Source organism: Achromobacter aegrifaciens, assembly GCF_902859965.1.
In the GTDB taxonomy this organism is placed as follows: domain Bacteria; phylum Pseudomonadota; class Gammaproteobacteria; order Burkholderiales; family Burkholderiaceae_B; genus Achromobacter; species Achromobacter aegrifaciens.
The window spans coordinates 442,929-455,048 of sequence record NZ_CADIKO010000003.1 but is presented as its reverse complement, the minus strand read 5'-3'; the positions used below and the strand labels follow the sequence as shown (position 1 = coordinate 455,048).

The following is a 12,120-nucleotide window of genomic DNA, read 5'->3' as shown; positions in this document are numbered from 1 at the left end:
TTACAATCCGGCATACGCAGCGGGGCTTGCGGGCCCTGCCCCAACCACCTCCTACCTGCCAGATCGCTACATGGCCCTACCCGGCACTACATCCCCGCCCGAGATCGTCGGCAAGGAAGAAATGGGCGCTCGCCTGCGGGCCGAGCGCAAGGCGCGCAAGATGACCCTGCAGGCGCTGTCCCGCGCCAGCGGCATCGCGGTCTCGACGCTGTCCAAGGCGGAGCTGGGGCAGATCGCCCTCAGCTACGAGAAGTTCGCCGCCCTGGCGGGCGCGCTCGGCATAGACATGACCCGCATGTTCATGCTGCCGGACGCCTCGCAGGCCGCCGTCGCCCCCACCTTCGTCAAGAACAAGCTCAGCGACGCCCGCGACTACGTCACCGAGAACTACCACTACCGCCTGCTCATGGGCGAATACCCCGGCAAGAAGATGACGCCCATGCTGGCGCTCATCGACTCGCGCAAGGTGGTGGAGTTCGAGGACTACATCCGGCACCCGGGCCAGGAATTCGCGCTGGTGCTGTCGGGCAAGGTCCGCATCCAGTTCGAAAATGGCGACAGCGTCGTGCTGGGCAAGCTGGAGACCGCCTACTTCGACAGCAGCATCGGCCACGTGTACCTGTCCATGAGCAAGAAGCCCGCCGAAGTGCTGGCGGTGTGCAGCGACGTGGGCGAGGTGCCGTCGCGGTTGAAGCCGCCCGAATGATCCGTGCTTTAGCGCTGTGCGGCCCCTAGCCCAGCAGTTCGGCGCTGTGCTCGCCCAGCCCGGGCGCCACGCCCGCGGACGCTCTGGGGCTTGCGGAGAACCGCAGCGGTGTGGTCGCGCAAAGCAGTTCGCCTTCGGTCGGGTGCTCCACGGTCTCGAAGAAGCCCACGTCGGCCAGATGCGGGTCGCGCAGCAGGTCATCCAGGCTGTTGGCCGGTCCCGCGGGGATGTCGTGCTCCAGGAACAGCGCCAGCCATTCCGCCGCGTCGCGTTCCAGCAGGCTGCGGCTGACTTCCTCATATAAGGGTTCGGCGTGGCGGATGCGGTCTCCCATGGTCAGGAACCGCGGGTCGGCGGCCAAATCAGGCCGATCCAGCAAGGCGAACAGGCGCTGCCACTGCGCGTCCGTGTTGGCCACCAGGCAGACATGGCCCTCGCGGGTCTTCAAGGGCCGGTGGTAGCGGCTGAAGACCCGCTCATAGCCGCGCGGTACGGCCGCCGTCTCCGAACCGCTGAATATGCTGTCAGCCAGATGTTCGACCAGATTGAAAGAGGCCATGGTTTCGAACATGGGAACCTCCACTTGCTGCCCCTTCCCGCTGGCGGCTCGCGCCACCAGCGCCGACGCGATAGCGCCCGCCAGATAGACGCCGCACAGCTTGTCGGTGAACAGCATCGGAATGAAGCCCGGCTCGCCATACATCCTGGCATGCAGGCCGGCGACGCCGCTCATGCCCTGGATCACGTCGTCATACGCGGGGCGCTCGGCGTAGCGGCCGTCCTGATGAAAACCGAGAGCCACGGCATAGACCAGCCGCGGATGGCGCTGCGCCAGGCTGTCGTAGTCTATGGCCAGGCGCCTGGCGGCTGCGGGCCGCATGTTGTGCACGAAGACGTCGGCGGTGGCCAGCAGTGTGTCCAGCCGCGCCACATCGGCGGCATTTTTCAAGTCCAGGACCACGCTGCGCTTGCCGCGGTTCAGGTTCAGGAAGAACGATCCCATCCTGGCGTTACGCGACTTGCCGACCATGCGCATCGGGTCGCCCTGCGGCGGCTCGACCTTGATCACATCGGCGCCCATGTCGGCAAGCAACTGGGTCGCCATCGGTCCAAACACGAAGTTACTGGCGTCTATGACGCGCATACCGGACAAAGGGCCTGTCATGCTCGTTCCTGGTTAGGGGTTGCCCTGCTCGGGCCTTGAGTGGACGGGAGCGCCGGCGTGAGCTGCTCACGCGCCTCGCGCAACAGATCGCGTCCAATGATCAGATGCTGGACCTCGGTCGCGCCCTCGTAGATGCGCAGCGCCCGCACGTCGCGGTACAACTGCTCCATGATGTGCCCGGTCCGCACGCCCAGCCCGCCATGCATCTGCAAGGCGGCATCCACCACCTGCTGCGCATGCTCGGTGGCGGCCAGCTTTGCCATGGCCGCATCGCGCGACGCACCCTGCCCCGCATCGCGGGCCCAGGCGGCGCGATAGACCAGCAGCGCCGAAGCCTCGGTCTGGGTTGCCATCTGGCTCAACCGGGCTTGGGTCAGCTGGAAATCGGCCAGCGTCTTGCCGAACATCTCGCGTTGCAGCGCATGCTGCGTGGCCTCTTGCAGCGCCCGGCGCGAAAAGCCCAGCGCCGCCGCGCCCACCGAGGTCCGGAAGATATCCAGCGTGCGCATCGCGAGCTTGAAGCCCTGCCCCGGCTCGCCCAGCAATTGCCCGCCCGCGACACGGCAGGCGGTGAACTTCAGGGTGGCCAGCGGATGCGGGGACAGGACGTCGATGCGCTCCGCGATCTCCAGTCCCGGCGTATCCGCGTCCACGAGGAAAGCCGATACCCCCTTGGCCCCGGCGCTGCGCGGATCGCGCGCAAAGACGACATAGTGGTCGGCAATGCCGCCGTTGGAAATCCAGGTTTTCTCGCCGTCCAGGACATAGGCGTCGCCATCCTGCCTGGCCGCGCACGACAAGGCGCCCACGTCGGAACCCGCCTGCGCCTCCGACAGCGCGAACGCCGCAATGCGGCGACCTGCCCGGGCGGGAGCCAGATACCGTTGCCGTTGCGCGGGCGTACCGTCCAGCGCAATGGCGGCCGAACCCAGGCCCTGCATGGCGAACGCGAAATCCAACAGCGCGCCATGTTGCGCCAGCCGGTCGCGCAGCAGGCAGACCGCGCGCGTGTCGATGCGGGCGCTGGCGTCGAACGGGTCGGGCACGGCGTGAGCCAGCAGGCCCGCCTGGCCCATGCCGGCCACCAGGCGCCGGCATTGCTCGTCCATCTCCGCCCGGCTTTGCGGCGCGGTCCAGGCGGGCGTCGCCTCCAGCCAGGCATCGGCCTGCCGCAGCAGGTCCTGATGCCGAGGCTCGAAGAACGGCCACGCGAGCGTAGCTTGCATGTTCATGGAAGAACGTCCTGTCGTAGGGGCTGGGCGCTATTGCTTGGGGATGTTGGCGCTTTGGGCCGTGGCAATCTCAAGCTCGATCTCTTTCCTCTGGAACTTGGCCAGCGCGGCGGCATCACCGATGAAGGAGATGAAATTGCTCTGCGCCAGGAAGGCTTGCGTCTTGGAATCGGCGTAGATCTCCAGCAGCGCGTCCTGCAGGGTCTTCACGACCGGCGCGGGCGTCTTGGCCGGCGCGAACATGGCCCACCACGCCACCTTGAAGAAGTCCTTGTAGCCCAGTTCCTGCAAGGTGGGCACGTCCGGCGCGCTGGCCAATCGCTTATCGGTCGTCACCGCCAGCAAGCGCAGCTTGCCCACCTGCACCAGGGCCTGCGCGCCGCTGTACTCAGCGATCACGAAGTCAACTTGCTTGCCCGCCAGATCATTCAAGGCCGGCCCCGCCCCCTTGTAGGAAATGCCGTTGGCGCTGGCCTGCGCCAGCGACAGGAACCATTCGCTGGCAATCTGGTAGGTGGCGCTTCCCGCCCCGTAGTTCAGCTTCTTCGGATCCTTTCTGGCGGCCGCCACCAGGTCCGCGACCGTCTTGTAGGGCGAATCCTGGTAGACATAAAAGCCCATGGGCGCCTGTGCCAGCACCGCCACCGGCGCCAGGTCGACCAAGGGGTCGTACGGCAGCTTGGCGAACGCCGCGACGTTGGTCGCCACGGGCGCATTGGCCGCCAGCAGCAGCGTATAGCCATCGGGCGCCGCCGACACGACGGCCTGGGTCGCGATAATGCCGCTCGCGCCTGGGCGGTTCTCGGCGATCACGGGCTGGCCCAGCTTGGCCTCCAACTGGCGCGCGGTGTAGCGCGCCAGCGTATCGGTACCCGTGCCGGGGGGATACGGGACGATCAGCCGGATCGGCTTGTCCGGAAATGCATGGCTGATCTGGGCGCCCAGCGCCAGCATGGCGCCTGCGAGCAAGGTGGTCAATCGTTTCATGTCTCCAACTCCTTTGTGTGCTCTGTTGTCTTTTGGAATTGCGGGCGCCAGCGCTTCGCGGTCAGGAAGATGACTGCGGATGCAAGGCGACCCGTCCGATGACCTCGCGGGAGGCCAGCGCGGCCAATGCTGCCGCGTGTGCCTCCAACGGGTAGGTCTGCTGGGTGTAGGGTTTCAGCGCCCCTTCGACGACCCAATCGAACATCGTGGCGAAGGCGGCGCGCACCGCCGCCCTGCGCTCGGGCGGGACAGGTACCCTGCCCCAGCCCATGTAGTAGCCCCAATAGATGCCGATCGCGGTGGCGTTCTTGACCAGCAGGATGTTGGCGGGAATCTGCGGAATGTCACCGCCAGCGAATCCCATCGGAATCAAGCGTCCTTCAGGCGCGACACAACGCAACGACTCCTCGAACACCTTGCCGCCCACCGGATCGAAGATCACATCGGCGCCGCGCCCATCCGTCAGGGCCAGCACCGCGTCGCGGAAGCCGCCTTCCCGGTAGTTGTGCCCGTGGTCGGCACCGTGCGCCCGCGCCGCGTCGAGCTTGGCCTGGGTGCTGGCGCACGCGATCACGCGCGCGCCCAGCCGCTTGGCGATCTCGATGGCCGCCAGCCCGCTGCCGCCGCTGGCCCCGTGCACCAGCACCGTCTCGCCCGGCTGCAGATGCGCGCGCCAGCGCAGCGCGCCATAGGCCGTGGCGTAGATGGTTGGAAACTGTACGGCGCTATCGAAATCCACACCGTCGGGCAGAGCGAATGTCGTGTCGACCGGCGCCACCACTTCGCTGGCAAAGCCGCCCGATTGCACGCCGGCCACCACCCGGTCGCCCGGACGGAACAGCGTCACGCCCGGGGCGCATTCCCGCACGATGCCCGCGACCTCGGTGCCTGGCGTCAGGGGTAGCGGCGGCCGGTTCTGGTGCTTGCCCTGCAACACCAGCAGGTTGGCGAAGCTCACGCCGCAGGAATGCACTTCGATGCGCACGCTGTCCGCCGGCAAAGGCGGCGCGGCGCAGGTCTCGACGCTGACTTGGCTGGGATCGTCCAGCCCGCGGCAGATGACGGCTCGCATGGTTCTCTCCTAATCGGCTTCGGGCAAGGCGCCATGACGCCCCGCACCCTGCTCGAAACGTTGCGCGCCAGCGCGCGCCTCCAGTTTTCGCGCGGCGGCGGCGTAGGCCATCTCCGCAGCCACCGCATCCCGCTCGGACAAGGCGATCTGGGCATAGGCCGATTGCCGGTCCGAGCGCATCGCGATCTGCGGGAATTGCGCCATCTGACGAGCCAACGCCTGGGCCTCGGCACGCGCTTGTCCATCCGGCACCACTCGGTTGACCAGCCCGAAGCGCTCGGCTTCCGGAGCCAGCACAATACGGGCGGTCAGCAACATGTCCAGGGCGCGGCTCATGCCTATCAGGCGTGGCAGCCGCACGGTCGTGCCATCGCTCATCGGCACGCCCCAACGGCGTGACAGTACGGCGAACGAGGCGCTTTCCTCCGCGATGCGCAAATCGCACCACAGCGCCACGCCCAACCCGCCCGCGCAGGCATGCCCCGCCACCGCTGCGATGACGGGCTTGGACAGCGGCGCATGCAAAGGGCCGTCCGGACTGCCTGCCCAGGGCTCGTAGTCGGTGCCTCCCGCCAATTCCTTCAGATCAGCGCCTGAACAGAAGGCGCCGCCGGCGCCGCACAGCACGGCCACCCGGGCCTGTTCGTCCGCATCGAATTCGCGCAGCGCTCGCGCCAGTTCGGAGGCAGCCTCGCGATCCAACGCATTGCGCACCTCGGGCCGGTTGATGATTACCGTGGTCACAAAACCGGCGCGTTCCACCAGGATTTTCGGAGCCATGAATCGCTGTCGTCCTGTAGTTTGAATAATACCAAGCAGTATTAAAATGATTAGAAAAAAGCCGCGCAGAATAGTCCGTTCGCGCGGCCCGGCTTTACTGCGGATGCGGCAACAAGGCGCTGACCGCGAAGCCGGCCAGTTCGTTGGCGACGCGCTCGCGGTCCTTGGCGGTTTCGTTCTTGCGCGGGTGATACCAGCGCGAAGTCCAGTTCAAAGCCCCCAGCAGCGGCTTGACCAGCAGCTTGGCGTCCATGGCGCGGAAATCGCCGCACTGCACGCCTTCCTCGATCACACGCATATACAAGGCTTCATTCGCCGCCCGCAACTTGAGGATTTCCTCCAGTTCGGCACGTTCGGACGCGGTGGTGCGCCCCGTCAGATGCAGTTCCAACCCTTGCGCCGCGACGCGCAGGTAGGCCAGATGCTCCATCATCAGCACGGTATGATCATGCGCCATCTTCCGCAGCTTGACGGCCGGCCGTTCGGCCGACAGCGCATGCGGCTCGATCGCTTCGCGGGTCAGTTCCATCGCGCGCCGCTGCACGGCGAAGAACAGCGCCGACTTATTGCGGTAGTAGTAATAGATGATGCCTTTGGTCGCACCGTAGGCCACGCTGATGTCGTCCAGCGATGCCGCTGAAAAGCCCAGGTTCATGAACACGGACGCGGCCGCATCGAGAATGGCGAGCCGCTTCTCGATCCCTTCCGTGCTGTCTATCAGGCTGGGCCGTCCCATAATGTCCTTGCTGTGGCGGAAATAAACGCGAAATTCTACCCTCAGGCCTGTCGGCCGGCGCCCGCGAACTCATCGCGGACCGCCTGCGTATGGGCGCCTATGGCGGGCACTTCGCCCAAGCGGCGCGGCTCGCCCCGGATCTGGACAGGCGGTGCCACGATGGACGCCACCCCGTGCGCGGTGCGTACCTCCGAGCGGCGCAGGTGCGGATGCGCCGACAATTCCTTGACGCCGTTGACTGACGCATAGGCAATCTTCGCCAGCGTCAGACGCCGTCGCAATTCCTCCAGCGCCACCGTACTCAGCAGAGCTTCGATTGCGGCTTTCAATTCCTCGGCATGCAGCACGCGGTCGCGATTGCTGCGGTAGCGCTCGTCGTCGACCCATTCGGGCTTGAGCAGCACGTCGCAAGCAAAGCGGCGCCATTCGCCGTCGTTCTGCACGCCGATCAGGAGCGACTGGCCGCCCTGGCAGGCGAAGGCGCCATAGGGAGCGATGGTCGGATGTCCGAGGCCTACGCGCGGCCACACCGTGCCGGCGTAGTCGTAGTGCAGCAGGGGCACGGTCATCCAGTCGGCCATGGCGTCGAACAACGACACGTGCAGGGCGCTGCCCTGCCCTGTCCGCTCGCGCTGCAACAGCGCCTCCAGGATGGCCGCGTGCGCATACATGCCGGTGCCGATATCGCAGGCGGATATGCCCACTCTGCCCGGGGCCTCCGGCGTGCCGGTCACCGACGCGATGCCCGATTCGGCCTGCACCAGCAGGTCGTAGGCGCGCATCTCCGCATAGGGGCCCGACTCGCCGTAACCCGTGATGTCGCAGGTAATCAGCCGGGGATTGGCGGCCCGCATTTCCTTCCAGCCGAAGCCGGCGCGTTCCGCCGCGCCCGGGCCCAGGTTCTGGATCAGCACGTCAGCCTGCAAGATCAGCGTGCGCAGCAGCGCCAGATCCTCAGGCTGCGAGAAATCGAGAACGATTGATTCCTTGCCCCGATTGAGCCAGACGAAATATGTGCTGTCGCCCATGACCGCCCCGTCATAGCCGCGCGCGAAATCGCCGGCCGCGCGTTCGATCTTGATGACGCGCGCGCCGGCATCAGCCAGCCGCGACGAGGCATACGGCGCTGCAGCTGCCTGCTCCACAGCGATCACCAGCAGACCTTCCAGGGGCAATGCCATTTTTGTCTCCGATCCAGCATTCGTTTTTTAATGCTACCGCGTAGTATTAGAACTGACAAGCCCGGGCTCCGGCCGCGCCTGGAACGTGGCGGAGCATTGGCATATGGCTGTCACACTCGCGGGCGATACTGGCGTCCGGATATCCGCCAGCCCCCGATCCCGGGCGCGCGCCGGATATTCATATAAAAGGTATTTCGTTGGCCGCCGCCCCTGGCCGCCTTACGATACCTGGCATCGACAGGGCCTGACGCCCGCAGGAATGCTCCACATGCAACGCTTGATATCCCCCATACTTACCCGCCGCCCGGTGCTACTGGCCGGCCCGCTCAGCGCGCGCCGCTACGACGCCGTGGTTTCCCTCCACGCCCACCGCGAAGCGCGCAGGCTGCGCGAATCCGCGCAGCGCATCCTGGCCGTTTCCGCCCGCTACATGCTGCCGGGCGCCTGAACCCGCCCCCAATCGCTGCGACCCGATCTCGTTCGGACGCGCAGTGCCCACTTTCATGCACTTCCTCCAGCTGCCACCTGCGGTAGCATTGCCGATTCGGCCCGAGACCGGGCCAGGCAGAACAGGAGTCATGCATGCAGAAGGTGGTAATCGTCGGCGGCGGCCACGCGGCGGCGCAATTGTGCGCCAGCCTGATAGAAGGCGGCTTTCCCGGCAGCCTGACGCTGGTGTGCGAAGAGGCCTCGCTGCCCTACCACCGCCCGCCGCTCTCCAAGACCTACATCAAGGATCCGGAAGCCCCGATCCAGCTGCTGCGCGCCGAGGCGGTCTACGCCGACGCCGGCGTGCAGGTGCTGCTGGCCGATCCCGCGGTCGGCATAGACCGCGACGCGCGCCGCTTGACGCTGGCTTCGGGCAAACAGCTGGACTATGACGCGCTGGTGCTGGCCACCGGCACGCGCGCGCGGCGCCTGCCGGACGTCCCTGATGAGCTCCAGAACCTGATCTACCTGCGCAACGCCGACGATGCCGCGCGCCTGCGCGCCGCGATCGCCGACGCGCCTTCGGTCACGGTCGTGGGCGGCGGTTTCATCGGCCTGGAAATCGCGGCCACGGCCGGCGCCCTGGGACGCCCGGTCACCGTCTTCGAATCCGCGCCGCGCCTGCTGGCGCGCTCCGTGTCGCCCGAAGCCTCGGACCACGTCGCCCGCGTGCTGCACGAGTCCGGCGTCGACCTGCGCCTGTCCTCCGACCTGCAACACATCCGGACCGAGAACGGCCGCGTGCGCAGCGTAGTCGTCAACGACGTGGAGCATCCGGTGGACCTGCTGGTCGCCGGCATCGGCGCCGTGCCCGAGATCACGCTGGCGCAGGCCGCGGGCCTGGACTGCCTGAACGGCATCGTGGTGGACGGGCTGATGCAAACCTCGGCGCCCGGCATCTACGCCATCGGCGACTGCACCTCGTTTCCGTATGCGCGCTGGGGCAAGACCCTGCGCCTGGAGTCGGTGCAGAACGCCAACGACCAGGCCCGCACCCTGGCCGGCGTGCTGCTCGGCACCAAGACCCCGTATCACGCCCTGCCCTGGTTCTGGTCCGACCAGGGCGCCTTGCGCCTGCAGATCGCCGGCCTGGCGCCGCCGGACACCGAGCGCGTACTGCGCCCGGGCGCCAAGCCCGGCAGCTTCTCGATCCTGCACTTTGCCGACGGCCATCTGGTCTGCGTCGAATCGATCAACGCCCCAATGGACCACCTGGCGGCGCGCAAGCTGCTGGAGCTGGGTCTGAACCCGCCCCGCGACGTGCTGGCCGACCCGGCCGTGCCGCTCAAAAGCCACTACTGAGGCGAATGGAGAAAGTCCGCGCCGGCGCGCCTCAGATGAAGCCGGCGGCGCGGAACATGCGCTGGTAGATCTGGCGCAGGACCGCTTCCTTGCGCTTGTTGTAGTCCATGACCTGCATCGCGCCGACCGCCGCCTCGCGCTTGGCCTGGGCATACAGATCGCGATCGGCGTCGTGCTGGCGCAGCCAGTCGCGGAACATCCGGTGGCGGACGTTCTCGGGGCAGTCCGGGCCGAACACATGCAGGTTCACGCGCGGCGCGGCCAGCTGCAAAAGACGGTGCTGATGCCAGGACGGCTCCCGCAAGACCAGCGCGTAACCGGCCGCCTCCAGCGCGGGGACATAAGAGTCCTCCTGGACGGGGTCGGCCACTGTCAGGTCTATATCTATCACCGGCTTGGCCGGCAGGCCCGGAACCGCCGTCGATCCCATATGCTCGACCGCAAGCGCCGCCGGTCCCAAGGCCTCGCGCACCTGCGTCGCAAGCTGGCCATAACGGACCGGCCAATCAGGGTCATAGGGTACGACCGCGACCAATTCCGGCGCCGGCTTGCCACGGACCCAGGGATCCTCGTCCGGATCCGAGTCGTAGTGCCGCATGATTTCTTCCGGCGTGGGCGCGCGCCGGTTTCCTGCCGGGCTCAATTGCCGAAAGCGCGACGCAGGCGCTCCAGCTCGGCCATGTTCAGGCGCTTGGCTTCCGCTTCGGCGTAGTTCCGTTCCCCTGATTCGTAGGCACCCTTGTAGATGCACTTGCTGCGGCTCGCGCACTCGCCGCCGGCGCGGGCAGAGGAGGAATACGACTTGGCGGCAGCCTGATCCGAAGTCTTGGAACCGCTGGACGAGCAACCGGCCATCAGCGCAGCCGCGAAAATCGCCACACCACAGCGGCTCAACGTTTGAATGGACATTTCCTGGTCCTGCAGAAAAGCTGTAGCCGACTTTATAGCAGGCTCTTGGAATCAGGGATTCACGGGCAATTGCTTCGAAACATTGCCGGTCTGAGGGTGCAAGACTCTGCTCGCGGCATATGGCAGCGCCTTTGATTGCGGGTAGACTGCCGCAGCTGGCTGGCCATGCGTTCCCGATAGTTGCCGCGGCGCTGGGAACACCGCGAAATGAAAAAACCCGCATCCTGGTCAAAGGAATGCGGGTCTTTTGCATTTTCCAGGGGCGACCCCTGGAACAAATTCTTGGTGCCGACGGCGAGACTCGAACTCGCACAGCTTTCGCCACTACCCCCTCAAGATAGCGTGTCTACCAATTTCACCACGTCGGCTAACTTCAGCCAGAAAAGCGTGCTTTCCTGGAAAGTCGAACATTCTATCACGCAAATTGGGAAACGGGTGGTTCCGTGCCGCTTTGTCGCTGGCATGCCACCAATCCGTCCCCAAGTACTATCCAGAGGAGCCGCGAATGCCCCCTCCCCCCGCCTATCAGTTGATCTGCAGGTTGGTCGCCTTGACGACTTCGCCCCACTTGCGGGTTTCGCTTTCCATGAAGGCCTTGAATGCTTGCGGCGTGTTGGGCGGCGGGGGCATCAGGAAGCCGTTGGTCTGGTAGCTGGCGGCCAGCGCGGCGTCGGAGGTCAGGGCCTTGTTGATGGCGGCGTTGACCTTCTGGACGATTTCGGGCGGTGTACCGGCCGGCGCGTACACGCCGAACCAGGCTGCCACGTCAAAGCCTTCCACGCCGGATTCGGCGATGGTGGGGATTTCCGGGGCGAACGGCACGCGGCTGGCGGTGGTGACGGCCAGGCCGGTCAGCTTGCCGGCGCGCACATGCGGCAGCAGCGGCGGCAGGTTGTCGAAGATCGAGTCCACCTGGCCGCCCAGCAGGTCGGCCACGGCCGGGCCGCTGCCGCGGTACGGGACGTGCAGGATATCGATGCCGGTCTTCATCTTGAAGAGTTCGCAGCCCAGGTGGGCGGACGAGCCGTTGCCGGGCGAAGCGCAGGTGAGCTTGCCGGGGTTCTTCTTGGCGTAGGCGATGTATTCCTGCACCGACTTGACGGGCACGCTGGCGTTGACGGCCAGGATGTTGGGCACCACGTTCAGCAGGGCGACGGCGTCCAGGTCCTTGAGCGCGTCATAGGACATCTTGGAATAGAGCGACTGGTTGATCGCGGTGGAAATCGATCCGACGAACAGCGTGTAGCCGTCGGGCGCCGAGCGGGCGACGGACTCGGCGCCGATGTTGCTGTTGGCGCCGGGCTTGTTCTCCACCACGAAGGTCTGGCCGAACTCCTTGCCCAGCACGTCGGCGATCATGCGCGCGCTGATGTCGGTGGTGCCGCCCGGGGCGTAGCCCACGACCAGCCGCACCGGCTTGGTCGGATAGGCGCCGGCCTGGGCCTGCGCCGGTCCGCTGGCGATGCACGCCAGCACTGCCGCCACGCCGGCCAGTTTGGTATAGATCTTCTTCATGTTTCCTCCTGTCGAAAACGGATGGGCGCGCATGGGGATGCGCACC

General features: G+C 66.4%; 13 protein-coding genes and 1 tRNA gene. 3 read left to right on the top strand and 11 right to left on the bottom strand.

The annotated features are described in order from the left end of the window. Window positions 1–70: 70 nt before the first annotated feature. Window positions 71–706 carry a helix-turn-helix domain-containing protein gene (locus tag HV793_RS21140; protein ID WP_175213892.1) on the top strand — a complete coding sequence of 212 codons (636 nt, stop codon included), beginning with the start codon at window positions 71–73 and terminating at the stop codon, window positions 704–706. Between the two features lie 25 nt (window positions 707–731). Here HV793_RS21140 and HV793_RS21135 read toward each other — a convergent pair whose 3' ends face one another. The 7 genes from HV793_RS21135 to HV793_RS21105 form a co-directional block, all read right to left on the bottom strand. Further along, the gene (locus HV793_RS21135) at window positions 732–1,871 is read right to left on the bottom strand and encodes a CaiB/BaiF CoA transferase family protein (protein WP_175213891.1); all 1,140 of its coding nucleotides are present in this window, start codon (window positions 1,869–1,871) and stop codon (window positions 732–734) included. Beyond that, window positions 1,868–3,103, bottom strand: coding sequence for an acyl-CoA dehydrogenase family protein (locus HV793_RS21130; RefSeq protein WP_175213890.1), 1,236 nt, complete (start codon window positions 3,101–3,103; stop codon window positions 1,868–1,870). Before HV793_RS21130 ends, HV793_RS21135 begins: the two co-directional genes overlap by 4 nt. A gap of 30 nt (window positions 3,104–3,133) precedes the next feature. Further along, entirely contained in the window at window positions 3,134–4,090 is a 957-nt protein-coding gene (locus tag HV793_RS21125; protein ID WP_175213889.1) for a Bug family tripartite tricarboxylate transporter substrate binding protein, read from the bottom strand. Between the two features lie 61 nt (window positions 4,091–4,151). Then, on the bottom strand, window positions 4,152–5,162 hold the full coding sequence (locus HV793_RS21120; protein ID WP_175213888.1) for an NADPH:quinone oxidoreductase family protein: 1,011 nt from the start codon (window positions 5,160–5,162) through the stop codon (window positions 4,152–4,154). A gap of 9 nt (window positions 5,163–5,171) precedes the next feature. Then, window positions 5,172–5,942 carry a crotonase/enoyl-CoA hydratase family protein gene (locus HV793_RS21115; RefSeq protein WP_175213887.1) on the bottom strand — a complete coding sequence of 257 codons (771 nt, stop codon included), beginning with the start codon at window positions 5,940–5,942 and terminating at the stop codon, window positions 5,172–5,174. A 94-nt stretch (window positions 5,943–6,036) separates the two neighbouring features. Then, window positions 6,037–6,678 carry a TetR-type transcription factor C-terminal domain-containing protein gene (locus HV793_RS21110; protein ID WP_175213886.1) on the bottom strand — a complete coding sequence of 214 codons (642 nt, stop codon included), beginning with the start codon at window positions 6,676–6,678 and terminating at the stop codon, window positions 6,037–6,039. A gap of 41 nt (window positions 6,679–6,719) precedes the next feature. Then, on the bottom strand, window positions 6,720–7,859 hold the full coding sequence (locus HV793_RS21105; protein ID WP_175213885.1) for a CaiB/BaiF CoA transferase family protein: 1,140 nt from the start codon (window positions 7,857–7,859) through the stop codon (window positions 6,720–6,722). Window positions 7,860–8,127: 268 nt separating this feature from the next. Here HV793_RS21105 and HV793_RS21100 point away from each other — a divergent pair, with 268 nt between their 5' ends. Continuing rightward, window positions 8,128–8,307, top strand: coding sequence for a hypothetical protein (locus tag HV793_RS21100; RefSeq protein WP_054450268.1), 180 nt, complete (start codon window positions 8,128–8,130; stop codon window positions 8,305–8,307). Window positions 8,308–8,441: 134 nt separating this feature from the next. After that, window positions 8,442–9,650 carry an NAD(P)/FAD-dependent oxidoreductase gene (locus HV793_RS21095; protein WP_119450862.1) on the top strand — a complete coding sequence of 403 codons (1,209 nt, stop codon included), beginning with the start codon at window positions 8,442–8,444 and terminating at the stop codon, window positions 9,648–9,650. Window positions 9,651–9,681: 31 nt separating this feature from the next. On the opposite strand, the gene HV793_RS21090 is transcribed toward HV793_RS21095, so the two are convergent. The 4 genes from HV793_RS21090 to HV793_RS21075 all read right to left on the bottom strand — a co-directional run bounded on the left by HV793_RS21090 (window position 9,682) and on the right by HV793_RS21075 (window position 12,074). After that, entirely contained in the window at window positions 9,682–10,248 is a 567-nt protein-coding gene (locus tag HV793_RS21090; protein ID WP_119450880.1) for a GrpB family protein, read from the bottom strand. A 41-nt stretch (window positions 10,249–10,289) separates the two neighbouring features. After that, window positions 10,290–10,559: a hypothetical protein gene (locus HV793_RS21085; RefSeq protein ID WP_119450861.1), complete on the bottom strand. Its 270-nt coding sequence runs from the start codon at window positions 10,557–10,559 to the stop codon at window positions 10,290–10,292. A 283-nt stretch (window positions 10,560–10,842) separates the two neighbouring features. After that, window positions 10,843–10,927 (bottom strand) — tRNA-Leu (locus HV793_RS21080). A gap of 157 nt (window positions 10,928–11,084) precedes the next feature. Beyond that, a complete protein-coding gene (locus HV793_RS21075) occupies window positions 11,085–12,074 on the bottom strand; it encodes a Bug family tripartite tricarboxylate transporter substrate binding protein (protein ID WP_054450261.1) in 990 nt (329 codons plus the stop codon). Window positions 12,075–12,120: the final 46 nt, after the last annotated feature.

Coding starts and splice junctions, on each gene's coding strand:
- HV793_RS21140 (WP_175213892.1), top strand. CDS start 71: ATGGCCCTACCCGGCACTACATCCCCGCCCGAGATCGTCGGCAAGGAA.
- HV793_RS21135 (WP_175213891.1), bottom strand. CDS start 1,871: ATGACAGGCCCTTTGTCCGGTATGCGCGTCATAGACGCCAGTAACTTC.
- HV793_RS21130 (WP_175213890.1), bottom strand. CDS start 3,103: ATGAACATGCAAGCTACGCTCGCGTGGCCGTTCTTCGAGCCTCGGCAT.
- HV793_RS21125 (WP_175213889.1), bottom strand. CDS start 4,090: ATGAAACGATTGACCACCTTGCTCGCAGGCGCCATGCTGGCGCTGGGC.
- HV793_RS21120 (WP_175213888.1), bottom strand. CDS start 5,162: ATGCGAGCCGTCATCTGCCGCGGGCTGGACGATCCCAGCCAAGTCAGC.
- HV793_RS21115 (WP_175213887.1), bottom strand. CDS start 5,942: ATGGCTCCGAAAATCCTGGTGGAACGCGCCGGTTTTGTGACCACGGTA.
- HV793_RS21110 (WP_175213886.1), bottom strand. CDS start 6,678: ATGGGACGGCCCAGCCTGATAGACAGCACGGAAGGGATCGAGAAGCGG.
- HV793_RS21105 (WP_175213885.1), bottom strand. CDS start 7,859: ATGGCATTGCCCCTGGAAGGTCTGCTGGTGATCGCTGTGGAGCAGGCA.
- HV793_RS21100 (WP_054450268.1), top strand. CDS start 8,128: ATGCAACGCTTGATATCCCCCATACTTACCCGCCGCCCGGTGCTACTG.
- HV793_RS21095 (WP_119450862.1), top strand. CDS start 8,442: ATGCAGAAGGTGGTAATCGTCGGCGGCGGCCACGCGGCGGCGCAATTG.
- HV793_RS21090 (WP_119450880.1), bottom strand. CDS start 10,248: ATGCGGCACTACGACTCGGATCCGGACGAGGATCCCTGGGTCCGTGGC.
- HV793_RS21085 (WP_119450861.1), bottom strand. CDS start 10,559: ATGTCCATTCAAACGTTGAGCCGCTGTGGTGTGGCGATTTTCGCGGCT.
- HV793_RS21075 (WP_054450261.1), bottom strand. CDS start 12,074: ATGAAGAAGATCTATACCAAACTGGCCGGCGTGGCGGCAGTGCTGGCG.